Genomic DNA, 23,574 nt, shown 5'->3' with positions numbered 1-23,574 from the left:
ATTTTGTTACAAACAGCGGACGGTAAACGCTGATTTAACAACGTTCCAGCAGCAGACACCCTACCGAATAACCGGCACCAAATGAGCAAAGTACCGCTTTGTCGCCAGCGTTAAGACCGGTTTTGTGTTTATGAAAGGCAATAATAGAACCGGCTGACGCCGTATTTGCATAACTATCCAGCACCAGGGGAGCTTCTTCAGGTAACGGATCTCGGCCCAGAATTTTTTTCGCCGCGAAAACATTCATATTTATATTGGCCTGATGCAGCCACAAGCGTTTTAACTGATCAGGGCTTATATCAAGTGCCGCCATCTCAGCTTGAATCACCTCAGCCACAATCGGTAACAACTCTTTGAATACCTTGCGACCCTGCTGCTTAAAAAACGCAACTTTAGGATCGGTCTCTGCAAAACAATGTTCGGTATAACCAATATCACAGCGAATGTTATTAGAAAAACTGGTTTTAAGGCGCATGCCCAAAATTTTAAACGCATTATCGGCGTTGCAACTGCTCTGTGCTTCAATAATAGTTGCAGTACAGACATCGCCAAAAATAAAGTGACTGTCCCGGTTTTTATAATCAACCTGAGGTGACGCAAATTCAGGGTTTACCACCAACACCACTCTTGCAGTACCGCCCCGAATGGCATTGACAGCATTGCTAATAGCAAAAGTGGCCGATGAGCAGGCAACATTCATGTCAAAGGCATAGCCAGTAACACCCAGTAACTGTTGTAGTTCAATCGATAATGCCGGATATGGGCGCTGTATATTTGAGGCAGCGCAAATAATTAAATCAATGTCTGCCGCCGTTTTGTTAGCCTGCTCCATCGCTTCTTTTGCGGCAACAAGCGCCATTTCAACCATTTCCGGCGGAGTTGCTTCGTCACGTTTCTCAAACACCGGGTGCATAATAGCCGGATCAAGAATGCCCTCTTTATACAAAACGTGGCGAGATTTAATACCTGAGGCTTTTTCAATAAATTCGCAGCTGGAGTATTCTAGCGCGTCGCATTGGCCAGCGCTGATTTGCTCGGCATTGTGCTGATTAAACAAATCGACATATTGATTAAAGCTGGCTACCAACTCTTCGTTGCTGATGGTTGCGCTGGGCGTAAATAACCCTGAACCACTAATTACAATATTTTGCATTACATTACACCTTTGCGGTCACGACGATCTTATTATCAGCTTGTAGTATGACATGGTCTGCTTACTAACAGGTCTTGCCATCTTCGGCTTTGTCTGGGGCTTAGTATAACGAAAAATACGCTTTGCGTTTAGTGCATTACATTTATCTGTTAACAAGTGCGTTTGCCATACAACAAACTGAGTTGCATCTGAGCCTCGTTAAGCTAGGATCCAGTAAAGCTGCTATACACTGCGGTTTGTTGTACGTCATAATATAACAGCAATCGTTCAATAAATTTATATATTGCCAACAGGAAACCACACCAGCCACATGTCACTATTTCGAAACTTACTCAGTATTTTACTCCTTAGCAGCTTTAGTGTTGCAGCCAACACCAGCCTGCGTTTAAAAGGACTTGATGGCGAACTGGAAAAAAATGTCAGTATTTTTATTGAACAATATAGCGCTGCAGACATTTCAGGCTCACTGCGTTTTCAAGCCCGTCTTCAGCAAGATATTGAAACAGCATTACAAGCTTTAGGCTATTATCACAGTGAAGTCGAATTTGAGTTAATAGCTGGGAAAAATCGTAGTACTTTACACGTTACAGTAATGGCAGGCGAACCAACCCGCATTAATATCACTGATATCCAGCTCATTGGCGATGCCGCAACAGATAGTCAGTTTTTACAACTAATGGAACGAAATGCGCCTAAGGTCGGCGATATTATCCATCATGGCAAATATGATACCTTAAAAAACGAGTTGCGCAGTCTGGCGCTGCGAAAGGGGTATTTTGATGCCGATTTTAGCCTTAGTCGATTAGAAATTATACCCGAACGTTACCAGGCCAATATTCATTTGCACTTTGCCAGCGGCAACCGCTATCAATTTGGTGAAGTGCTGTTCAGTGGCCAGCAGATCCGTGATGAATGGCTGCAGTCGCTGGTACCTTTTCAGCCCAATACCCCTTATTTAGCCAGTGAACTGGGCGAGTTTAATCAAGCTCTGGCCAACACCAACTGGTTCTCGTCTATTTCAATAGCGGGCGATACTGAAAACATTGCTGATTTTACCCTGCCAATTGTCGTTAAATTAGAGCCCCGCTTGCGCAACAGTGTCGAAACCGGTATTGGTTACTCCGATGAAGTAGGGCCACGCTTAAAAGTAAACTGGTTAAAACCATGGCTTAATGATCGCGGCCACAGCCTGAATGTTAAAACAACAGTATCCACCGCAGAACAAACCATTGAAGGCAGTTACAAAATGCCGCTGCAAGACGCGGCTACCGACTTTTATCAGTTTCAGTATGGTTTTGGTTTAAAGGACTTTACGCAGCAAGATAATATACGCTCAAAAATGTCTAATCTGGCGGCCGAACGGCATTGGCTGCTACCCAGTGAATGGTATCGCATGGCGTCGATACGCTGGTTATACGAAGAAGCAACTGAATTTGAGCAACGCAATACCAGCAATATTCTGATGCCTGGCCTTAGTTATAATCGTCTGCGCCAGTCTGCCGGCTACATGCCACGTTCAGCAGACAGGTTATTAGTGTCTGTAGAAGTGTCAGACAAAAACTGGGGCTCAGATTTAAATTTTGTCAGGTTGCGAGGTCGTGCCGGTTGGATTGGCAGTTATCAGCAGAATCATCGTGTTGTTACCCGGCTTGATGCAGGCGCGGTAGTTGGTGCAGCCTTGAAGGATTTGCCACTGTCGCTGCGCTTTTTTGCGGGGGGCGACAATAACCTGCGTGGTTATGATTACGAATCTCTACCAATACAAGACGAGAACACCGAATTTGTGGGTGGTCGTTATATGGCAACTGCTTCGGTGGAGTATCAATACCGGGTACGTGGTAACTGGTGGTTGGCCAGCTTTTTTGACTACGGCAGCGCCTGGAATGACAGTCCGGAGTTTAAGCGGGGTATTGGTTTGGGCGTGCGCTGGGCCTCACCGGTTGGCCCTGTTAGGCTTGATGTTGGCTATGGTCTGGATAATGGTGAAGGCAAAGCTTTCCAAATTCACTTTTCGCTGGGGCCAGAGCTATGAGTCAAGCGTTATCCGCACAACCTAATAAAAAAAGCCTGCTTAAAAAAATCTTAAAATGGCTGAACTGGGCCCTAGTACTGCCGCTACTATTAATCATGTTATTGCTGGTGGTGTGGCTTTACAGCAGCCCGGGTTTAACCTTTAGCCTTTGGCTGGGCCAAAAATATGTACCAGAACTCTCGGTCGGCCAGCACAGCGGCAGTGTGCTCGGTGGCATGCAGCTTAGTAATGTTAGCTGGCAAGATGAAGCGAATACATTACAACTGGGGCAGCTTGAACTCGATATCAATAACAGCTGCTTTTTTCAGCTTAAAGTGTGTGTATCCGCATTAACGCTTAGCGATACCACCGTACAGCTTGCTCAAAATACACTGCACTTTAAGCGTTTCACTACTGCAATAGACGCGTGGGGTCGTCAGCTACAGCTTAACGACAGCCAGTTACAACAACTACAAATTGAGCTGGCGGTAAGCGAACCCATATCAACAGAACCCTTTCGTTATCAGCCGCCGGTGCTGCCAAACATTACCCTGCCCATCTCCGTTTTTATAAATGGCTTTACTCTGACAGAAGCAAGTATTGTTCAGCAAGCTACGCAAACGCCGTTACCGGAGATCAATTTTAGCTTACAAGCCCGCGGTCAGCAGATCCGCTTACTGGATTTTCAGGCCAGCCACCCGTTAGCCAACATTAGCGCTACAGCCGAACTGACCATGCAAGATAATTATCCGCTGCGTGCCCGAATTAGCACTGTGTTTATACCACCGCCGTTTACTGAGCAACAACTTAATATCAGCCTCAGTGGTAGCTTAGCTAATTTAGCCCTCACCGCCCGAGCTCAAGGTTTGTTGAATGCTACTCTGGATGGTAATTTCGAGCTGCTTGCAGCTGATTTACCACTTTCGGTTACACTTAACTATCAGCCAGTAACCTGGCCAATGCCTGATCTTAACGCCCCCTTGCAAATAAGCGCCGGTGCACTCTCGGCCAGCGGCAATTTGCAGCAGCTGACATTTGAGCTTGACGGCGGTATTGCTAGCAGCAAATTGCCACTGATTAATTTACGCGCAAAAGGCCAGTACCAACTGGCCGAATCGACCTTAATACTGAATAGTTATATCGCTGACACACTTGGCGGCAGTTTTACTGGCAATGGTAACGCTACGCTTGCCATGCCAATAAACTGGCAAACAACGCTTACTCTAAACACTATTCAGCCGGGGTTATTCTGGCCTGAGCTTAACAACGAATTTAGCGGTGAATTAAATGGCAAGCTAAGCAACCAAGGCACATTGGGCAAGGATGGCAGTTGGCAAACCGCATTAACTGAGCTAGCCATAACGGGTAGTTTGCGGGACGAAAAGGTTAATATCAGCGGCGATGTTAGCGCGAGCTTTGCTCAGCCATCCGGCACATATCAATTCAACAGTAAGCAATTGCTGCTACAACACGGAAACAACCAGATTAGTGTCAGCGGCTCACTGGCCAAGCAGTGGCAATTAGATGCTAAAGTCGCCATTGCTGATTTGGCTAGCAGCGTGCCAGATGCAAGTGGTGTTATCAATGCTGATATCACTATTCGTGGCGAGCAGCAGCAACCGGATATTAAAGCAACACTCAGCGCCACTGATTTACGTTATGCCGACAGCCGCCTGGCAGCATTAACGCTTGATGCTACTTTGCAGTTAAGCGACGTAATACAGGCTAATATTGCGCTTAGTGCCAACAATGGCCGTTGGCAGGAGTATCAATTAGAGCAGTTAACCGTTTCTGGCTCTGGCAGCGAAAACCAACATTCGCTTAACCTGGAATTACAATCGACGCTGTCGGATATAACGCTGCAGCTTAACGGGAAATTAACTCAGCGTCACCGCTGGCAAGGCCAATTAAGTAGTGCAGATATTGGCAGCCCGTTAGGTAGCTGGCAATTACAACAAGCCGTAGACGTAGTGTACTTACCCAAGACACAGCTACTAACGTTAAGCCAGCATTGCTGGACACATAGCATCAGCTCATTGTGTTTAACAGATAACGCCAGCTTAAGTCCCGAAAAAATTGCCGCTCAGCTTGAATTACAACAATTAAATCTGGCTAGTCTGGATGCGTTTATGCCGCTTGGCACCAACTTAACAGGCGAATTACATGCCAGCGCTAATGTCTTGTGGCAGCAAGGTCAAAGCCCGTTTATAGTGCTCGACATTAAAAGCAATGCCGGCGCCGTAACTCGGCAAACTGCGCCGCCCATTTCATTACAATGGCAAACCTTTACATTTAGTGCCCGGGTTAAAGAGCAGCAGCTCAATGCTGATCTGCAAACAAGCTTAAATGAGCACGCCCAATTAACCGGCACATTAAGCATTGCCGATATTACCGCACCGCAACGGCCATTTAACGCCAGCTTGCAACTTACTGACTTTACCCTGGCATTTTTACAACCTTTGCTGGACGAATATAGCGAGTTAGCCGGGGTACTAAGTGCAGATATTACCGCCGAGGGCAGCCTGGAAAACCCACTACTGGCTGGACAATTACAACTGCAGCAACTACGAGTAAAAGGTAAATTAGCCCCAACCGACATTAATGATGGCGCGTTAAGCTTAAATTTTAAGGGTGAGCAAGCTGATTTACAGGGAAACATCGATACGGCAGACGGTAAACTAACGTTAAAAGGCCAGGCAGACTGGCAACAACTGGACGACTGGCGGGCCAACCTGGCGATTGTTGGCGATCAGCTAAAAATACAAATCCCACAAGGCCGGATAAACATTAAACCTGATATCAATATATCGGCCAGCCCTAAGCTAACCAAAGTAACCGGTGATATCACTATTCCCAGTGCCAAGCTTAGCATTGATGCTTTACCACAAAATGCCATTGGTGTCTCGAACGACACGGTTATTCTTAATACTAAAGGCCAGCCTGTCGCTGAGCAGCAGGCGATGGCGATCCCGGTGGAGGCAAATATCCGGGTAATGCTGGGTGATAAAGTGGCATTAGACGCTTTTGGTTTACAAACATTGCTTCGAGGCAGCTTGCAAGTTCAACAACGGAAAAACCGGCAAACCGTTAATGGAGAAGTCCGGCTGATTGACGGTACTTTTCGCTCATACGGCCAGGATTTATTAATCCGCAAAGGCAAAATGAATTTTAGCGGCCCGCCAGATCAGCCCTATCTTAATATTGAAGCTATTCGTAACCCCGCTAATATGGAAGATAGTGTGGTAGCGGGGATCCGGGTTATTGGACCGGCAGACCGGCCACAAATTACTATTTTTTCAGAGCCAGCGATGCCGCAAGCCAATGCATTGTCATATTTGCTGGTAGGCCGAGATTTGGACAGTGAATCTGGTAGCGCCGCCAATGCGGTTACTACCAGCCTTATTGGCATGAGCATTGCTTCAAGTGGCAGTTTAGTCGGTGAAATAGGCGAGGCCTTTGGGGTGCGTGATTTAACACTTGATACCGCCGGCGCGGGAGACAGCTCACAGGTAACCGTTAGTGGTTATTTAAACCGAGATCTGCAAATAAAATATGGTATCGGTATTTTTGAGCCTATTGGCGTTTTTACCCTGCGCTACCGGCTAATGCAAAGTTTGTATTTAGAGGCAGTATCCGGTTTAGATAACGCTGTAGACTTACTGTATCGCTTCGAATTTGATTAAGCCTACGCTAACGGGTTTTTCTGCAACACCAAGTGGGTGTAACGGCCAAGCGATGCATACGGCTCTTGTTGATTATACGCCAGCTCCATTGCTAGCAACTGCTGAAAATGGCTTTGCTGCATACTGCGTTCACGCAAATAATCGTGAAAGCAGCGCACGCCGGTTTTTGTCAGTAAGGTAAAGCCTGCCTGCTGATACCACTGGTTAACCCACTGCGGCTCGATGGGGTTTTGTGGGCTTAAACTGACTTTCTTTTTTACCTTAAAATCAGCCGCGACATAATCGAAATTACCATACAAAATATTACTAAAACGTTTAGCATCTTTATTATAAAACATTAACGACAGTACCCCCCCCGCGGCAACCAGCTGGCTTAGTTGCTGCAGTGCAACTTCTGGCTCCGCCAACCACTCCAGCATGGCATGGCAAAGTACCAGCGGATATTGCTGCGACAATGTCGCGCCAGACCCAGCCACACCAGACTGAGCTATACTAAGCTGTGACAAACTAATCTTTGTGAAACTGAGCCTCGCGGCGGCGCCGGTTATCGGCAAACCGGCTGCAGTCGCCGCCTCAGCGGCCATTGCCAGCATATCAGCAGAAATATCCGTTAAATGCACCTTATGGCCCATGGTTGCTAATGCCAAACTGATCTGACCCTGACCGGCACCAACATCTAACACCTCGCAAGGTAACTGTAACAGTGGCAAGGCCATTAAATCGCGCAGTAACACTTGCTGGCGAATAGCACCTTTAGTACTTTGATAAATATTATGCTTAAATTTTACGGCAATACCGTCAAAACTACGATCGGTTGGTTTATTCATGCTGGGTTATCAATATCAATAAACGTTACATGAAGCGGGTAATTGGTACTAAGGTATTCACCTAACGCTTTAATACCGTAGCGCTCGGTCGCATGATGGCCAGCGGCAATAAAATGAATTCCCAGCTCACGTGACACATGAATGGTTTGCTCTGACACTTCACCACTAATAAATACGTCTGCACCTGCTGCGGCAGCTTGTTCAATATAGCCCTGACCACCGCCAGTACACCACGCCAGTTTACAAACAACGTGGTTATCGCCGGCATCGTGCATCAATACCTGTCGCCCCAGTAACTGCTGCAATGTTGCGGCCAGGGTATTCAAAGCAACCGGCTCAGCCAACTCACCCTGCATTACTACCCCTAATGGCTCCACGGTAGAAAGCGGCGTAATCGCCGTAAGGTTTAATAATTTACCTAGCTGGGCGTTATTGCCAAGCAACGGGTGAACATCCAGCGGCAGATGATAAGCAAATAAATTGATATCATGGGCTAACAACGCCTGTAAACGCTTTTTCTTCATACCAGTGACTACGGCAGCTTCATTTTTCCAAAAGTAGCCATGGTGTACCAAAATAGCGTCTGCCCCCGCCTCAATTGCCGCATAGAGCAAGGCCTGGCTGGCAGTAACCCCGGTAACAATGCGCTGAATGTGCTGCTTACCCTCAACCTGCAGGCCGTTGGGGCAATAATCTCGAATACGCTCAGGTTGTAGTAGCTCGGTTAACAGGCTATCCAATTGTTGCCGATGTAACATAAACACTCCGGGGTCGTTGGCTTAGTAATGTGCAAAATAATTAGCGCATTGTACTTAAAATTTGTTAAAAAGCAGGCGGATTTGTCTATTGCCTATGTTTTGATGTATAAATAGCAGGCAACGATTAATTTTTAGGCACAGGTACTTATAGCATGACAACATTGGATAAAGATCAGGTAATCGCCGATTTTACTGCAGCTTACCAAGCTACATTTGGTAAAGCACCCGAACTGGAGCAAAAACCAGGCTGGTTTAGTGTAGATGGCGGCAAAAATATGCGGCTGGCTGAGCTAGCTGATTTAACAGCAAGTTACGGTAAAGGTGGTAAAACCAAAGCTACTGCAACTAAAACAGAACCCGCCAGTAAAGCCGAAAAACCGGCCAAGTCAGCGAAAAAAACTGAACCAAAAGCGGCTAAACCTGTTGCTAAAAAACCAAAAGCAGCAAAGCCGGCTAACACGACACCAGGCGCCGCAGCAGCCTTTTGGGCAGACAAAATTAATAACAGCAAGCAGCGACCACCTCGCGGCGCTCGCAAATAATCAGCATTAGCGGTTAATCACTTATTACTGGCGCAATCTGCGCCAGTTTGCTTTTAGCCTCGATCCACTGCCCCATAAACTTGGTACTGCGATACGCATGATGTCGCAACATTAACCCGGTAAAATTTGCCTGACGATTACCACTTTTTTCGGCCAAGGCCTGTTCCAGCTGTTGCCATACCCGCGTGGCCTGGTCAGGGCCAAATCGCGTCGCCACAATTTGATACCCCTGCTGCTGTGCTTGCTGCCAACGTGTTGCATCCTGATATAAGCTCACCGCAGCACTGGCAATATCCAGGCTACTATTTGCAATAATACCGCTCCAGCCAGTGGGAATACTCATACCTTCGGCGCCAATATCGGTGGTAACACTGGGTGTACCCAGACACATCGCTTGCAGTAGCTTACCTTTTAAACCGGCACCAAAGGCCAGTGGTGCCAAACACACTCTGGCCTGTTGCATTACCGCAGCACTGTCAGCTACCCACCCTTTGATTAAAAAACCCTGTTTTTCATTGTGCAGTGCTGTTGCCTTCGGTGGTGGGTAAGCACCATAAATATGCAGTTGTGCCTGAGGCAGCTGTTTTCGAATATCCGGCCATATTTGCTGTTTTAGCCACAGCACTGCCTGCCAGTTTGGCGCATGCCTGAAATTTCCAATCGCCATAAAATGCTGACGTTCACTAAATGCCAGGGTGTTGGTTGTTGGCAGCGACGCTAACCAGAATGGGCAATAACATAACAACGCAGCCGGCACACCATAATGTTGATGTAACAGCTGCATTTCTGCTTCAGAAATAACCAGGGTAAGATCGCAGCGATAAATAGCGGCTATTTCCCTCAGCGCCAGCTCAGAGTTTAGCGCCGCCGCATCCACCGGCTGTTGCTGTGTGTAGCACGTTTGTCTGGCGCAGCGCAGCGCATGACAATCTTCCATATCAAGAATTCGCAAAGCAGCTGGACACGCCTGCTCTACCCGCCAGCCGAATTGCTCTTCTAACATAAAGCGGTCAAACAATACGGCTTGCGGGTTTTGTTCAGCCAGCCAACTATCAAAACTGCTGCAGTTTAACCTAATGTGCTGCTCCGTTACCCCAAGTTCTGCCAGCGGATAACGGTGCGGGCTTAATTCGGCCGGGCTGGCGAATTGCACTTGCCAACCATGGCTAAGATACAACTTAATCAGGCTAAGCATACGGCTGCCGGCAGCAGAAGAATTAGGTTCGGGCCAGACATACCCTAAAATAATAAGTATTGGCATAAGAGTAACGTTGTTAAAAGTCGCAGTTTAACCTTGCCTTCAGTAAATACCAATGGTTTTACCAGAGCATGTTGTTAAGATAAGCCAATATCCCAGCAACAATAGCTATTAGGACTTCTGTTAGCCTATGACCAGTTTAAACCGCTACACGACCCTAGAAGAACATCTGCATGCCCTTAGCCATGCTATTGGCGCGGTGCTCGGGATAATTGGTCTGGTATTAATGCTAAAGCTTAGCCTTAATTATGGTGATAACTGGCAGCTGGCCAGTGCCATCGTGTATGGCTCTAGCATTATTTTGCTGTACAGTAGTTCTGCGCTTTACCACAGTATTCACAACCCGCTAATAAAGTACCGGCTGCGCCAACTGGATCATGCGGCTATTTTTATTTTAATCGCGGGTACCTATACGCCGTTTACATTAGTAAGCTTACGCGGCGACTGGGGGCTAACCCTGTTTGGCTTGGTATGGCTAATCGCCATTGTTGGCGTAGTACTAGAGCTGGCAACCGGCCTAAAGTATAAAAAGTTATCACTGGCGCTTTACCTTGGCTTAGGCTGGATAGTCATTGTGGCCATTAAGCCGATGCTAAATAACGTACCTGCGCCAGCCATGTTGCTATTACTGGCCGGTGGCCTGTCCTACTCGGCTGGTGTGCTGTTTTATATTTGGCGCAGTTTATATTTACATCATATGATATGGCATTTATTTGTCTTGGCAGGCAGTGTATTGCACTTTTTCGCAGTGTATTACTACGTTATGCCGCAGCCGGCTTAGAACAAATAAGAAAGGGCTGCTTATGCAGCCCTGTTAAACAACCGAATAATGGTTGTTTATTTTGTAAGCGTTAGAACTGATAACTGAACGTTACACCGCTATAGGCTGAGTAAGCACGGATACCGACGTGCCAGGTACCGGCTTGTGGATTATTAATGGTACACACTTCATTATTACCATTTAAATATGGCCGGCAAGTATAGGCACTGGTACTTGGCGCGCTGCCATAGCGCACATACAAATCGGCATCGCCACTACCACCAGAAATCTGGAAAGTAAGTTGCGCTACACCCGCTGGTATCTGATAACTGCCACGAAGCCACTGGTTGGTTGCAGCAGACAAGTTGGGGAAGGTAGCACCACCATCCGGCGTACCGCCGCCACTGCCGTCGCAGCCATTGTTGGTGAGTAAATCATTCGCTGCTTTGGCTTGTACAATGCCAAAACCAAAAGAGGTATCACGACCTGCCGCGCCGCGGTCTTGTGCGGTAACATTTAGCGCATTACGTATTTGGGCCGCACTACAGGATGCGTGATTACTCCATACCAGTGCTGCTACACCCGCCACATGCGGTGAAGCCATTGAGGTACCGCTAATACTGTTATAACCACCGTTACGCCAGGTTGAACTGACATTAACCCCCGGCCCGGCAATTTCTACTTGAGCATTACGCTGCGAAAAGCTGGCCAGATTACGGTTTGAATCCACCGCAGCAACGGATACTACCGCATCGTATGAGGCGGGATAAGACAAGCTGGTATTACCAGAATTGCCCGCCGCGGCCACCAGTAACATGCCACCATTGTAAAAATTAGTCATGGCGTTGCTTTCTGTCTGATTAGATGAACCGCCGCCCAGGCTCATATTAACCACTTTTGCACCGGCATCTTTACACGACTGTATGGCTTGCACCAGGTTTGAAGCAAAAGTCCAGTTGCCTGAGTCGTTAAATATTTTAACAATATGCACACCGGCCTGGCCCGAACCAATAACCCCGACTACGCCGCTATTGTTATTGAGCGCCACCATAGTGCCAGCCACATGCGTTCCATGACCATTGCCATCGCTAAACCAGTTTCCATGACCTGAAAAGGCAAAACCGGTAACGCCTGAGCTTTGTAAGTCTTCATGGCCTGAGGTGTAGCCCGTGTCGATAACGCATACTTTAATGTTACCGGCGCTGGAATCACTAACCTGATTGGCCTGTACCATGTTAATACCATAAGGCGTGGTTTGCGCCATGGGGCTAATCACATCCATCAAATAACGTTTAGCATCTTCCTCAACATACTGCACATTCGGGTTAGCTTGCAGGGCTTTTAATTGGCGTAGAGTTAACTTTGCCACACTGGCATTAACCGACTCCAGGTGCATCATAGCCGCAACCTGATGACCCCGCAGTACCGTTTCTGCCTGCTGAGTAGAAAACTCATTCTGGCCGTTATTCATGTTCATTACTGCAGCGGTGGGTTTAAACTTAATAATATAGCGACCGGTATTATCGCTGGTGTCAATCAGATCTAAAGAAACGGCCTGAGCCGTCAAAGAAAGGGCGAAGCAACTGCTAACGCCAAGTACTAACAGGTTGGTTGTAGTTTTCATTGTGATACCTAAGTTATTCAATAGTTGTTATCAGACGTCCTTTTTCATTAGTAGCATCCTGCGCCTTGCAACTAACCAGTATTTAAGCCAAACAGCAATTACAAAACCTTTACAAAATGATTATAAATAAACATGGCCACCCTGATTCAGGAAATTAAAACAAATTATAGAAACAAATAGCCATTTTAAGGTACTTTTTAACGGTCCTGTATCACTAAATAATTTTAGTTATGCTGTATCGGAGTAATCCGCTCACACTGTAATCTTTACATTTAGGCGAAAACTAATTACCCCCCAGATCTTTCTATGACCGTTGCATTCTTTTAGAATCACCCCCATTGCGTTTCCACTACGTCTTTTTTGGAGTTTTTCATGTCAAACAACAGGCATTGCCGCTTACTTATTTTGGGTTCAGGCCCGGCCGGATATACCGCCGCAGTTTATGCTGCCAGGGCTAATTTAAACCCGGTGCTACTAACCGGCATGCAGCAAGGTGGTCAGCTTACTACTACTACAGAAGTTGAAAACTGGCCGGGCGATGCCCACGGTTTAACCGGACCCGGCTTGATGGAGCGGATGCAGGCACACGCCGAAGCGTTTAATACTGAAATTATTTTTGATCATATACATACAGTAGACGTGCAACAACGGCCCTTTACCTTAACCGGTGACAATGGCAGCTATACCTGCGATGCGTTAATTATTTGTACCGGTGCTTCTGCTAAATATTTAGGCTTAGCGTCAGAGCAGGCATACAGTGGCCGTGGCGTGTCAGCATGCGCTACCTGTGATGGATTTTTTTATCGCAATCAAAAAGTTGCTGTAGTTGGTGGCGGCAATACGGCAGTAGAAGAAGCGCTGTATTTATCGAATATTGCCAGCGAAGTACATTTAATACACCGCCGTGATACCTTTAAAGCAGAAAAAATTCTGGTTGACCGTTTAATGGCAAAAGTTGCCAGCGGCAATATTGTGCTGCATACGCACTGTGTACTGGAAGAAGTGTTAGGTAATGATATGGGTGTTAATGGTGTGCGCTTAGGCTCAACCAAAGGTGAAGCGGCTAAAGAACTTACTCTGCAAGGCGTATTTATTGCCATTGGCCACTCACCTAATACTGATATTTTTAAAGGCCAGCTGGAAATGAACGGCGGCTATTTAAAAGTAATAAGCGGCACTGAGGGCAATGCGACTCAAACCAGTATTGAAGGGGTATTTGCTGCCGGGGATGTCTCTGATCATATTTATCGCCAAGCCATTACGTCAGCCGGCACCGGTTGTATGGCGGCGTTAGATGCCGAACGCTTTTTGGATGCCCTGGCTAAATAATTAGCCAGGCTGACATGGCCATTTACTTACCTCAGCTCGATGCTGTTCAACTGTGGTTTCCCGCCGTTGAGCAAGCGCTGTTGCAACCTGACGGTTTACTGGCAATGGGTGGCGACTTATCTGTCGACCGCCTGTGCTTAGCCTATAAAAGTGGTATATTCCCCTGGTTTAGTGCCGGCGACCCACTACTCTGGTGGAGCCCGGCTACCCGCGCAGTATTTGCCCCTGACAGCCTACAGTTTAATCGTACTCTTCGAAAAAAATGGCCGCGCTTAGCGCTAACCCTAACCCTTAACCAGGCATTTACTGAAGTAGTGCAAGGCTGCGCCTCGCCGCGCAAAGGCCAACCCGAAACCTGGATCCTCCCCCCCATGCAACAAGCCTATAATGAATTGCATCGCTGCGGCCATGCCCATAGCATTGAAGTGTGGCAGGATAAGCAGCTGGTGGGAGGGTTATATGGCATAGTAGTTGGCGGTTTATTTTGTGGTGAGTCTATGTTTAACCGTATTCCTGATGCAGCTAAATTCGCCCTGTTGGCACTGCAACAACATCTGGGGCGCTATGCGCCAGGTTGGATAGATTGTCAGTTACCCAATCCGTTTTTGCAACAGCTGGGCGCACAGTGCATACCAAGGGCACAATACCTTACACTATTAAAGCAACAGACTATGCTTAATAGTCCGGCGGGGCACTGGGTACCACAAGCACTAAGCGTAAACTGGGAATAACCATGGCACCCTTACAATTTGGAATAACACAGCCTAACCCCTGTAGCTATCTTGAGCAACAACAAGAGCAACTAGCAGTATTACTTCCGGCTGAACCCGTCAGTGCAGCGTTATATCAACAGCTGCTGGCATCAAATTTTCGGCGCAGCGGCGAGCAAACCTATACACCGCATTGTCCGACATGCCGCGCTTGCCAATCGGTACGAATAAGCCCGGAGCACTGGCAACCATCTCGAAGCCAGCGCAGAATATTGAAAAAAGCACAAACCGCAGGGTTACGCTATCAACTGATTGATCAAGCCGATATCAGCCGCTACTATCCGCTATTTTCAGCCTACATTGCTTTTAAACACGATGATGGCATTATGTTTCCGGCAACAGAGCAGCAACTAATTAGTATGATAAATTGTCATTGGCTTCCGGTGCGTTTTCTGGAAATTTATCAGGACGATCAGCTGGTCAGTGTCAGCATTATCGATGCGCCTGGCAAATGTTACTCGGCGGTGTATACTTTTTTTGCGGCAACTTACCTGCAATTTTCGCCGGGCAAATTAGCTATTATGTATTTAATTACTCAGGCGAAACGCGATAATCAGCAATTTGTTTATTTAGGTTATCTGGTAAGCGCCTGTCAAAAAATGGCTTATAAGGCCGAATTCCGGCCGCAACAACGCTTTATTCAGGGACATTGGCACTCTTTTGCCTAAAAAAGCGCTTGCTGCTTTACTTATTGCTGTGATTTCGGCACAATCTGCGCAGTTTTTTAAAGGTTCACCCCAAATTTATAGAGGCGAGTACGCTGAATGGCGAAAGAAGACGTAATTGAAATGCAAGGTACCATCCTGGATACATTGCCGAATACCATGTTCAAAGTTGAACTGGAAAATGGTCATGTGGTTATCGCACATATATCTGGCAAAATGCGCAAGAACTATATCCGTATTTTAACAGGCGATAAAGTTACCGTTGAATTAACGCCTTATGATCTAAGCAAAGGCCGAATCGTTTTCCGTCAGCGATAAAATAGCTTTATTAACAAAAAACCCGGTTGCTGCCGGGTTTTTTGTTTTATTCTATATTGTTAAAAATTAGCGTTAATCGATCAACGCCAAATCTTGCTCTGTCTGGTAATCAAACACCAATTCGTCTTTATGTAAGCTGATCTTCACATCACCACCATGCAGTAAACGACCAAATAAAATTTCATTCGCTAATGGTTTTTTCAGATGCTCCTGAATAACCCGCGCCATTGGCCGTGCCCCCATGGCCTGATCATAACCTTTGTCAGCCAACCACTGCCGCGCATCCGCGGTTAATTCCATTGATACCTGTTTTTTATCTAACTGTACCTGTAAATCACAAACGAATTTGTCGACAATTTGCAACAGAATGTCGGCAGCCAGGTGTTTAAACCAAATAATGCCATCCAGCCGGTTACGAAACTCCGGGCTAAAAGTACGGTTAATTTCACTTAGTGCATCGTGGCTATGATCTTGCTGTTTAAAACCAATCGATTTACGAATAGTTTCTTGTACGCCAGCGTTAGTTGTCATCACCAGTACCACATTCCTGAAATCAACCTTGCGGCCGTTGTTGTCCGTTAAGGTGCCATGGTCCATAACCTGCAATAAAATGTTGTAGACGTCGCTATGAGCTTTTTCAATTTCATCAAGCAATACCACCGAATAGGGGTGTTTTGACACGGCGTCTGTTAATAAGCCGCCTTGCTCGAAACCAACATAGCCCGGTGGTGCCCCAATTAACCGGCTTACAGCGTGGCGTTCCATGTATTCAGACATATCAAAGCGGAGCAGTTCAACACCCATCACTTTGCCAAGCTGTTTAGTTACTTCAGTTTTACCAACTCCCGTTGGGCCAGCAAACAAGAAACTACCAATCGGTTTTTCTTCGTTACCTAAGCCTGAGCGCGATAGCCGAATAGCTGACGTTAATACTTCTATCGGTTCATCTTGGCCAAATACCACTAATTTCAGGTTGCGATCTAAATTTGCCAATACATCTTTGTCAGATGCCGATACTGATTTTTCTGGAATACGAGCCATTTTGGCGATCACATGTTCTATCTCAGCAACATTAATTACTTTTTTCCGTTTCGATGCTGGTAATAAACGCTGACTGGCACCGGCTTCATCAATAACATCTATCGCTTTGTCAGGCAGGTGCCGCTCATTAATATATTTTGCCGACAACTCTGCCGCAGCTCGAATGGCTTTCTGGGTATAGCGGACATTGTGATGCTGCTCGTATCTATCTTTTAACCCCATTAAAATACGTGTGGTGTCTTCGACACTCGGCTCAAGAACATCAATTTTTTGAAAGCGGCGCACCAACGCGGTATCTTTTTCAAAAATACTTTTATATTCCTGATAAGTGGTTGAACCCATGCAGCGCAACCGGCCGCTAGACAACAATGGTTTTATCAGATTCGATGCGTCCATAACGCCACCAGACGCAGCACCCGCACCAATTATCGTGTGAATTTCATCGATAAATAAAATAGAATCTTTTTCTTTTTCTAGCTCTTTCAGTAATGATTTTAAACGCTTTTCAAAATCACCGCGGTATTTAGTACCCGCCAGCAACGCACCCATGTCCAGTGAATAAATGGTGGCATTGGCAATAACCTCTGGCACTTGCTGTTGCACAATGCGATAAGCAAGGCCTTCAGCAATGGCCGTTTTACCCACACCCGCTTCACCAACCAGTAACGGGTTGTTTTTCTTGCGCCGACACAACACCTGCACTGCACGCTCAACTTCACGATCCCGGCCTATTAGCGGGTCAATATGGCCGTTTTTGGCCTGTACATTTAAATTTGTCGTGAAGTTTTCCAGGTATTTGTTTTCTTCAGCAACTGGATCACTTAACTCTTCCTGCGAACGGTCTTCATGCTGCTCAAGTTTTTCAGTTTTTGTAACACCGTGCGCAATGAAATTCACCACATCAAGGCGGCTTATCTCAATTTTTTTCAGCAGATAAACGGCCTGCGACTCCTGCTCACTGAAAATAGCCACCAACACATTCGCCCCGGTTACCTCCGCCTTGCCAGAAGACTGCACATGAAAAACTGCACGTTGTAGTACCCGCTGAAAGCCCAGTGTTGGCTGGGTATCACGCTCTACCTCACCATCGGGCAACACCGGCGTAGTTGAGTCAATAAAACTGGCCAGCTCCGATCGTAGTTTTTCAATATTAGCACCACAAGACGTTAACGCCTCTGTTGCTGCCGGGTTATCCAGCAATGCCAGTAGTAAATGCTCTACTGTCATATATTCATGCCGGCGTTCACGCGCAAACCGAAACGCCAAATTAAGCGTTAGTTCCAGATCTTTATTTAACATAGCTCACTCCCAATACCCCTGAGAACCACTTCCAGACCATGCCAAGACATACCTAAGCGCGCTCCATCGTGCACAACAAAGGGTGCTGATGCTCTTTGGCATACTGTACCACCTGTTGTACTTTAGTTTCGGCAATTTCAGCGGTAAATATTCCGCACACTGCGCTACCGTCATAATGTACTTTCAACATTATTTCACTGGCTTTTTCGTATTGCATATTAAAAAAATGGGTTAGCACATTGATAACAAAGTCCATAGGAGTGTAGTCGTCGTTGTGTAAAATTACCTTATACATCGATGGCGGAGCAACCTGTTGTCGGGTTAGCTCTGCCAGATCATCGTGTTTCGTGTCAAAATTTTGCTTGCCGCTCATAAACTATAGCCATGCCTGCGCCAACCAGCAAAGGCGCTTTTATTAAAAATTAGTAAAAAAATCGCACTATTTTTGCAAATAGCTTGACTGTTTGCTTAAATTATCTACAGTAGATATTGGGGCACAACAAGTCCCCTTCAAGTTCACTCTACAATACAGAATATAGCTAACTAAGAGAAGGAAGTAAGTAGTATGGCTACCGGTAAAGTAAAATGGTTCAATAATGCCAAAGGATTCGGGTTTATTCGTGAAGATGGCCGTGATGAAGATATCTTCGCGCATTATTCTACCATTAGCATGGATGGCTACCGCACGCTAAAAGCAGGCCAGGATGTGGTGTTCGATCTATCTGAGGGCCCTAAAGGGCTCCATGCTGTAAATATTAAGCTCCCCGGCGAAGAATAACGTTTTCATTGCTGTACCGACCTGGCATCGGCATCTACTAACAAAAAAGCAGGCACCATGCCTGCTTTTTTATTATTCAGCTGACAACCTTACTTACAATGCCTGTAATGTACGGTTTAATGTGGTGCTTGGACGCATTGCGGCGCCAACTAATTTATCATCCGGACGATAATACCCGCCAATGTCTACCGCTTTACCCTGCACACCATTTAACTCAGAGAGAATTTGCTGCTCATTCGCCTGCATAGCATCTGACAGCGTTTTAAAACGCTCTGCCAGTTTGGTATCAGTAGTTTGAGCTGCCAGCTCCTGTGCCCAGTACAGCGCTAAATAGAAGTGACTGCCGCGGTTATCCAGTTCACCGGCTTTACGCCGTGGCGATTTATCATTATCTAAAAAGGTCGCGGTAGCCTTATCCAAACTGTCAGCCAGCACTTTCGCCGCGCTATTACCGGTTACCTGCGATAAGTGCTCTAATGATGCGGCCAGTGCCAAAAACTCACCAAGCGAATCCCAACGCAAATGGTTTTCTTCAACAAATTGCTCAACATGCTTAGGAGCAGAACCACCGGCGCCGGTTTCAAACAAACCACCACCGTTCATTAACGGCACTACTGACAACATTTTAGCGCTGGTACCCAGTTCTAAAATAGGAAATAAATCAGTAAGGTAATCGCGTAGCACATTGCCGGTTACTGAAATGGTATCCAAACCTTGTTTAATACGGTCAAGGGTGTAACGGGTAGCTGCAACCGGCGCCATAATGTGAATATCAAGACCGCTGGTATCGTGATCTTTTAAATATCGTTCAACTTTGTTAATCAGCTGAGCATCATGTGCCCGCTGACTATCCAACCAAAAAATAGCTGGCGTGCCACTTAACCGTGCGCGATTTACCGCAAGTTTTACCCAGTCACGAATAGGCGCATCTTTTACCTGACACATCCGCCAGATGTCACCCTTATCGACCGCATGACTAAATAACACTTCACCTTTACTGTTAAGCACTTTAACCGTGCCCTTAGTGGTTATTTCAAAAGTTTTGTCATGCGAGCCATATTCTTCGGCCTTTTGTGCCATTAAACCAACATTAGGCACCGAGCCCATAGTACGTGGGTCAAATGCACCATTTTCCTTACAAAATGTAATGGTTTCTTGATAAACACCGGCATAGCAACGATCTGGAATGACCGCCTTAGTGTCTTTTAACTGACCATCCGGGCCCCACATCTGGCCTGAGCTACGGATCATTGCTGGCATAGAGGCATCAATAATTACATCACTGGGTACATGTAAATTCGTAATACCTTTGTCTGAATTTACCATCGCCATCGCTGGCTTGCTGGTATATAGTGCCGCAATAGCGTCAGTAATTTCTTGTCGTTTAGCCGCCGGCAAGCTTTTTATTTTGGCATAAACATCACCTAAACCATTGCTAACATCTACCCCTAAAGCGGCAAACTCTTCGCCATACTGGCTAAATATTTCCTGATAAAATACCTTTACGGCATGGCCAAACATGATGGGATCAGACACTTTCATCATGGTGGCTTTTAAATGCAGTGAAAATAGAACATTTTTCGCTTTGGCATCGGTAATTTCAGTAGCGTAAAAGTCGCGAAGCGCCTTAGCACTCATCGTAGCCGCATCAATAATTTCATCAGCCAGCACCGCTAATTTATCTTTTAATACCGTTACCTCACCATCTGTCTGGTGTAATTCAATCCGCAAGCTATCGGCGGCAGCTACCGTCGTTGATTGCTCCGAACCGTAAAAATCGCCATGGCTCATGTGAGCAACGTGTGATGCAGAATCAGCTTGCCAGGCCCCCATGCTATGGGGGTTTTTACGGGCATACTGCTTAACCGACGCCGGGGCACGCCGATCGGAGTTGCCCTCTCGCAGTACCGGGTTCACCGCGCTGCCTTTAATTTTATCGTAGCGGCCTTTAATATTCTGCTCTTGCTCGTTTTTCGGCTCAGCAGGATAGTCAGGTAAGGCATAGCCTTGGCGTTGCAATTCGGCAATAGCCTCGTTTAGCTGTGGCCCCGAAGCACTGATATTTGGTAGCTTAATAATATTGGCATCAGGCTGTTTCGCCATTTCACCTAACTCTGCCAGCGCATCGTTAAGGTGCTGCTCGGTGGTTAAAAAATCCGGGAAACTGGCAATAATACGTCCCGATAATGAAATATCGCGGGTTTCGACAGCAATACCTGCAGCCGCAGAAAAGGCCTGAATTACAGGTAACAAAGAATGAGTAGCCAGAGCTGGCGCTTCATCAGTAATGGTATAAATGATTTTTGCACTTTCTTTCGACATGTTAGTTCCTGTATTGTAATCGCAGAATGTCCACGGGAGTGCCGCGCTAACACTGTAAAACGGTGGTTATTGTTTAAAACGCAGCAAAAACAACGGTAAATAGTATATCAGCATCACACTGATTAAAACAGGCACTGTCGCGCCTGCCCTTTAGCACGTTGGCTGCAGCGTTATTTTATTTATAGGAAATAGCCTTGACTCACTCAACACCAGTTCGCCACAAGCAACATAAGCCAATCAGCAAAAAAAACAATAAGACTAAAGTAGACCATCCATTATTAGTCTTGTTCAATAAACCTTACGATGTACTTAGTCAATTTAGTGATAACAGTACCCCACCCCGCGCTACTTTGGCTGACTATATTCCGCTAAAAGACGTGTATCCGGCGGGACGACTTGACCGTGATAGCGAAGGTTTATTATTGCTAACGAATTGCGGCCAAACGCAACACCAGCTAAGCGATCCTAAGCATAAAGCTGCCAAAACTTATTGGGTGCAGGTTGAAGGCGACATTACTGAATTGGCGTTGGCGCTACTTCGACAGGGCGTATTGTTAAACGATGGTCCCACCTTGCCGGCAATGGCCAAACGTATTGCGCAACCGTTATTATGGCCGCGCCAGCCAGCGGTTCGCTTCCGGGCTAACATTCCTACCAGTTGGATAAGTCTAACTATCAGTGAGGGACGTAATCGTCAGGTAAGACGAATGACTGCAGCGGTCGGTTTCGCCACTTTGCGCCTGGTGCGAAGCCAGATTGGCCCGTGGCAGATTGACCAACTGCAACCCGGAGAATATCAGGTAGTGAATTTATGAACCGAACTCAGCTTCGCTTAACGGTTGCCGCCATTGTGTTCTATCAGCAAAAATTTTTACTGGTAGAGGAAATTGATAAACTGACCAAGCGCCGGGTGTTAAACCAGCCTGCTGGCCATATGGAAGCCGACGAAGACGTACTTAGTGCAGGCAGTCGCGAGCTGTTAGAAGAAACGGGCCTAGCACTGCAACCTGACAGCTGGCTGGGTATTTCACAATTACACACTGCGGGCCTGAATTTTGTCAGAATTAATCTGATATTTGAGCCTGCCAGCTTACCAGCACATTATCAACCACAAGATCCCGACATACTGGCACTGCATTGGCTAAGCGCTACCGAGCTTAGCAACCATCCGCTTCCTGTGCGCAGCGCACTGGTAACTGATGCCATACAGAGCTATCTTGCCGGTCAAAAAATGCCACTGAAACTAATTCAGAACCCGCGATAACAATTTTTTACCGGCTAAATTAGTGCTACACTGCGCGCCTTATTTTTTGTTAGAGCCTCGTGGTGTAATGATCGATAACAGCAGTAAAAAAGTCATTGTCGGCATGTCCGGCGGCGTAGATTCTTCAGTATCGGCCTATTTGCTAATCCAACAGGGTTATCAAGTTGAAGGTCTTTTTATGAAAAACTGGGAAGAAGACGATAATGATGAATACTGCGCGGCAGCTGAAGATATGCAGGATGCACAGCAGGTTTGCGACAAACTGGGCATTACTTTGCATAAAGTGAATTTTGCTGCCGAATACTGGGATAATGTATTTCAGTATTTTTTAGCAGAATATCAGGCTGGCCGCACTCCAAATCCCGACATCATTTGTAATAAAGAAATAAAATTTAAAGCATTTCTTGAATTTGCCGCTGAAGCTTTAGCCGCAGATTACATTGCCACCGGCCATTATGTCCGTCGGCGCCATCAAAATGGTCACTGGCAATTATTACGCGGTTTAGACAGCAATAAAGATCAAAGCTACTTTTTATACACTCTCGGTGAAGAGCATGTGAGCCAAACCTTATTTCCCATAGGCGAGCTGGAGAAACCAGCCGTGCGGGCGATAGCAGAACAACAAGGCTTAATTACTCACGATAAAAAAGACTCTACCGGTATTTGCTTTATTGGTGAGCGCAAATTTAAAGATTTTCTACAGCACTACTTACCGGCGCAACCAGGCGATATTGTCAGTATTGATGATAACAAACTTGTTGGTCAGCACGATGGCCTGATGTATCACACCCTGGGCCAACGTAAAGGCCTGAAAATTGGTGGATTACGGGATGGTACAGATGAACCTTGGTACGTGGTAGCAAAAGATTTACAACATAACCAGTTATTAGTTGCACAGGGCCATGATCACCCAGCATTATTGGCCAGTGGCCTGCTCGCAAGCCAGTTGCATTGGGTAGATCGCCAAGGTCCGCTTGCGCCACTTTGCTGCACAGTAAAAACCCGTTATCGGCAGACCGATATTAACTGCACACTGACCCCACTGGCTAATGGCCAATGTCAGGTGTTGTTTGAACAGCAACAAAAAGCGGTAACCCCGGGTCAATCTGCGGTTTTTTATCTAGATGACGTTTGTTTAGGCGGCGGCATTATCGACGAGGCCATTAAATAAC

20 protein-coding genes are annotated in these 23,574 nt (G+C 46.4%); 12 read left to right on the top strand and 8 right to left on the bottom strand.

The window, feature by feature from the left end:
- Nucleotides 1-34 precede the first annotated feature (34 nt).
- Nucleotides 35-1,153: a beta-ketoacyl-ACP synthase III gene (locus VT06_RS04425; RefSeq protein WP_046553068.1), complete on the bottom strand. Its 1,119-nt coding sequence runs from the start codon at nucleotides 1,151-1,153 to the stop codon at nucleotides 35-37.
- 310 nt (nucleotides 1,154-1,463) lie between these two features.
- Between VT06_RS04425 and VT06_RS04420 the strand changes: the two genes are divergently transcribed.
- Both VT06_RS04420 and VT06_RS04415 read left to right on the top strand, forming a co-directional pair.
- Nucleotides 1,464-3,185 (top strand): autotransporter assembly complex family protein, encoded by a 1,722-nt coding sequence (locus tag VT06_RS04420; protein WP_046553067.1) that lies wholly within the window; start codon nucleotides 1,464-1,466, stop codon nucleotides 3,183-3,185.
- On the top strand, nucleotides 3,182-6,847 hold the full coding sequence (locus VT06_RS04415; protein ID WP_046553066.1) for a translocation/assembly module TamB domain-containing protein: 3,666 nt from the start codon (nucleotides 3,182-3,184) through the stop codon (nucleotides 6,845-6,847). Before VT06_RS04420 ends, VT06_RS04415 begins: the two co-directional genes overlap by 4 nt.
- A gap of 2 nt (nucleotides 6,848-6,849) precedes the next feature.
- On the opposite strand, the gene VT06_RS04410 is transcribed toward VT06_RS04415, so the two are convergent.
- The gene (locus VT06_RS04410; RefSeq protein ID WP_046553065.1) at nucleotides 6,850-7,674 is read right to left on the bottom strand and encodes a methyltransferase domain-containing protein; all 825 of its coding nucleotides are present in this window, start codon (nucleotides 7,672-7,674) and stop codon (nucleotides 6,850-6,852) included.
- Nucleotides 7,671-8,432, bottom strand: coding sequence for a Nif3-like dinuclear metal center hexameric protein (locus VT06_RS04405; protein ID WP_046553064.1), 762 nt, complete (start codon nucleotides 8,430-8,432; stop codon nucleotides 7,671-7,673). Before VT06_RS04405 ends, VT06_RS04410 begins: the two co-directional genes overlap by 4 nt.
- A gap of 152 nt (nucleotides 8,433-8,584) precedes the next feature.
- Between VT06_RS04405 and VT06_RS04400 the strand changes: the two genes are divergently transcribed.
- On the top strand, nucleotides 8,585-8,974 hold the full coding sequence (locus VT06_RS04400) for a hypothetical protein (RefSeq protein WP_046553063.1): 390 nt from the start codon (nucleotides 8,585-8,587) through the stop codon (nucleotides 8,972-8,974).
- 13 nt (nucleotides 8,975-8,987) lie between these two features.
- Here the strand turns inward: VT06_RS04400 and VT06_RS04395 are convergent, their stop codons facing one another.
- Nucleotides 8,988-10,235 carry a glycosyltransferase gene (locus VT06_RS04395; protein ID WP_046553062.1) on the bottom strand — a complete coding sequence of 416 codons (1,248 nt, stop codon included), beginning with the start codon at nucleotides 10,233-10,235 and terminating at the stop codon, nucleotides 8,988-8,990.
- A gap of 127 nt (nucleotides 10,236-10,362) precedes the next feature.
- Here VT06_RS04395 and VT06_RS04390 point away from each other — a divergent pair, with 127 nt between their 5' ends.
- Complete coding sequence (locus VT06_RS04390; RefSeq protein ID WP_046553061.1) at nucleotides 10,363-11,013, top strand: hemolysin III family protein; 651 nt, start codon at nucleotides 10,363-10,365, stop codon at nucleotides 11,011-11,013.
- Between the two features lie 70 nt (nucleotides 11,014-11,083).
- Here VT06_RS04390 and VT06_RS04385 read toward each other — a convergent pair whose 3' ends face one another.
- Nucleotides 11,084-12,616, bottom strand: a complete 1,533-nt coding sequence (locus tag VT06_RS04385) for a S8 family serine peptidase (RefSeq protein ID WP_046553060.1) — start codon at nucleotides 12,614-12,616, stop codon at nucleotides 11,084-11,086.
- A 372-nt stretch (nucleotides 12,617-12,988) separates the two neighbouring features.
- On the opposite strand from VT06_RS04385, the gene trxB reads away from it, so the two are divergent.
- The 4 genes from trxB to infA all read left to right on the top strand — a co-directional run bounded on the left by trxB (nucleotide 12,989) and on the right by infA (nucleotide 15,698).
- On the top strand, nucleotides 12,989-13,945 hold the full coding sequence (gene trxB / locus VT06_RS04380) for a thioredoxin-disulfide reductase (protein ID WP_046553059.1): 957 nt from the start codon (nucleotides 12,989-12,991) through the stop codon (nucleotides 13,943-13,945).
- A gap of 14 nt (nucleotides 13,946-13,959) precedes the next feature.
- Nucleotides 13,960-14,676 (top strand): leucyl/phenylalanyl-tRNA--protein transferase, encoded by a 717-nt coding sequence (aat, locus tag VT06_RS04375; RefSeq protein WP_046553058.1) that lies wholly within the window; start codon nucleotides 13,960-13,962, stop codon nucleotides 14,674-14,676.
- Between the two features lie 2 nt (nucleotides 14,677-14,678).
- On the top strand, nucleotides 14,679-15,383 hold the full coding sequence (locus VT06_RS04370; RefSeq protein ID WP_200897905.1) for an arginyltransferase: 705 nt from the start codon (nucleotides 14,679-14,681) through the stop codon (nucleotides 15,381-15,383).
- A 96-nt stretch (nucleotides 15,384-15,479) separates the two neighbouring features.
- Complete coding sequence (gene infA / locus VT06_RS04365; protein ID WP_019676586.1) at nucleotides 15,480-15,698, top strand: translation initiation factor IF-1; 219 nt, start codon at nucleotides 15,480-15,482, stop codon at nucleotides 15,696-15,698.
- A gap of 72 nt (nucleotides 15,699-15,770) precedes the next feature.
- Here the strand turns inward: infA and clpA are convergent, their stop codons facing one another.
- Together clpA and clpS are read right to left on the bottom strand one after the other, a co-directional pair.
- A complete protein-coding gene (gene clpA / locus VT06_RS04360; protein WP_046553056.1) occupies nucleotides 15,771-18,038 on the bottom strand; it encodes an ATP-dependent Clp protease ATP-binding subunit ClpA in 2,268 nt (755 codons plus the stop codon).
- 52 nt (nucleotides 18,039-18,090) lie between these two features.
- Complete coding sequence (clpS, locus tag VT06_RS04355) at nucleotides 18,091-18,411, bottom strand: ATP-dependent Clp protease adapter ClpS (protein ID WP_046553055.1); 321 nt, start codon at nucleotides 18,409-18,411, stop codon at nucleotides 18,091-18,093.
- Nucleotides 18,412-18,603: 192 nt separating this feature from the next.
- On the opposite strand from clpS, the gene cspD reads away from it, so the two are divergent.
- Nucleotides 18,604-18,816: a cold shock domain-containing protein CspD gene (gene cspD, locus VT06_RS04350; RefSeq protein ID WP_019676583.1), complete on the top strand. Its 213-nt coding sequence runs from the start codon at nucleotides 18,604-18,606 to the stop codon at nucleotides 18,814-18,816.
- A gap of 93 nt (nucleotides 18,817-18,909) precedes the next feature.
- Here the strand turns inward: cspD and VT06_RS04345 are convergent, their stop codons facing one another.
- Nucleotides 18,910-21,138, bottom strand: coding sequence for an NADP-dependent isocitrate dehydrogenase (locus VT06_RS04345; RefSeq protein WP_046553054.1), 2,229 nt, complete (start codon nucleotides 21,136-21,138; stop codon nucleotides 18,910-18,912).
- Between the two features lie 236 nt (nucleotides 21,139-21,374).
- Here VT06_RS04345 and VT06_RS04340 point away from each other — a divergent pair, with 236 nt between their 5' ends.
- The 3 genes from VT06_RS04340 to mnmA all read left to right on the top strand — a co-directional run bounded on the left by VT06_RS04340 (nucleotide 21,375) and on the right by mnmA (nucleotide 23,573).
- Nucleotides 21,375-21,953 carry a pseudouridine synthase gene (locus VT06_RS04340; protein ID WP_046553165.1) on the top strand — a complete coding sequence of 193 codons (579 nt, stop codon included), beginning with the start codon at nucleotides 21,375-21,377 and terminating at the stop codon, nucleotides 21,951-21,953.
- Nucleotides 21,950-22,402: an NUDIX domain-containing protein gene (locus tag VT06_RS04335; RefSeq protein WP_046553053.1), complete on the top strand. Its 453-nt coding sequence runs from the start codon at nucleotides 21,950-21,952 to the stop codon at nucleotides 22,400-22,402. Before VT06_RS04340 ends, VT06_RS04335 begins: the two co-directional genes overlap by 4 nt.
- A 67-nt stretch (nucleotides 22,403-22,469) precedes the next feature.
- Complete coding sequence (gene mnmA / locus VT06_RS04330; RefSeq protein ID WP_046553052.1) at nucleotides 22,470-23,573, top strand: tRNA 2-thiouridine(34) synthase MnmA; 1,104 nt, start codon at nucleotides 22,470-22,472, stop codon at nucleotides 23,571-23,573.
- Nucleotide 23,574: the final 1 nt, after the last annotated feature.

This window comes from Arsukibacterium sp. MJ3 (assembly GCF_000987765.1).
In the GTDB taxonomy this organism is placed as follows: domain Bacteria; phylum Pseudomonadota; class Gammaproteobacteria; order Enterobacterales; family Alteromonadaceae; genus Alishewanella.
This window is presented reverse-complemented; position numbering and strand designations above follow the sequence as displayed.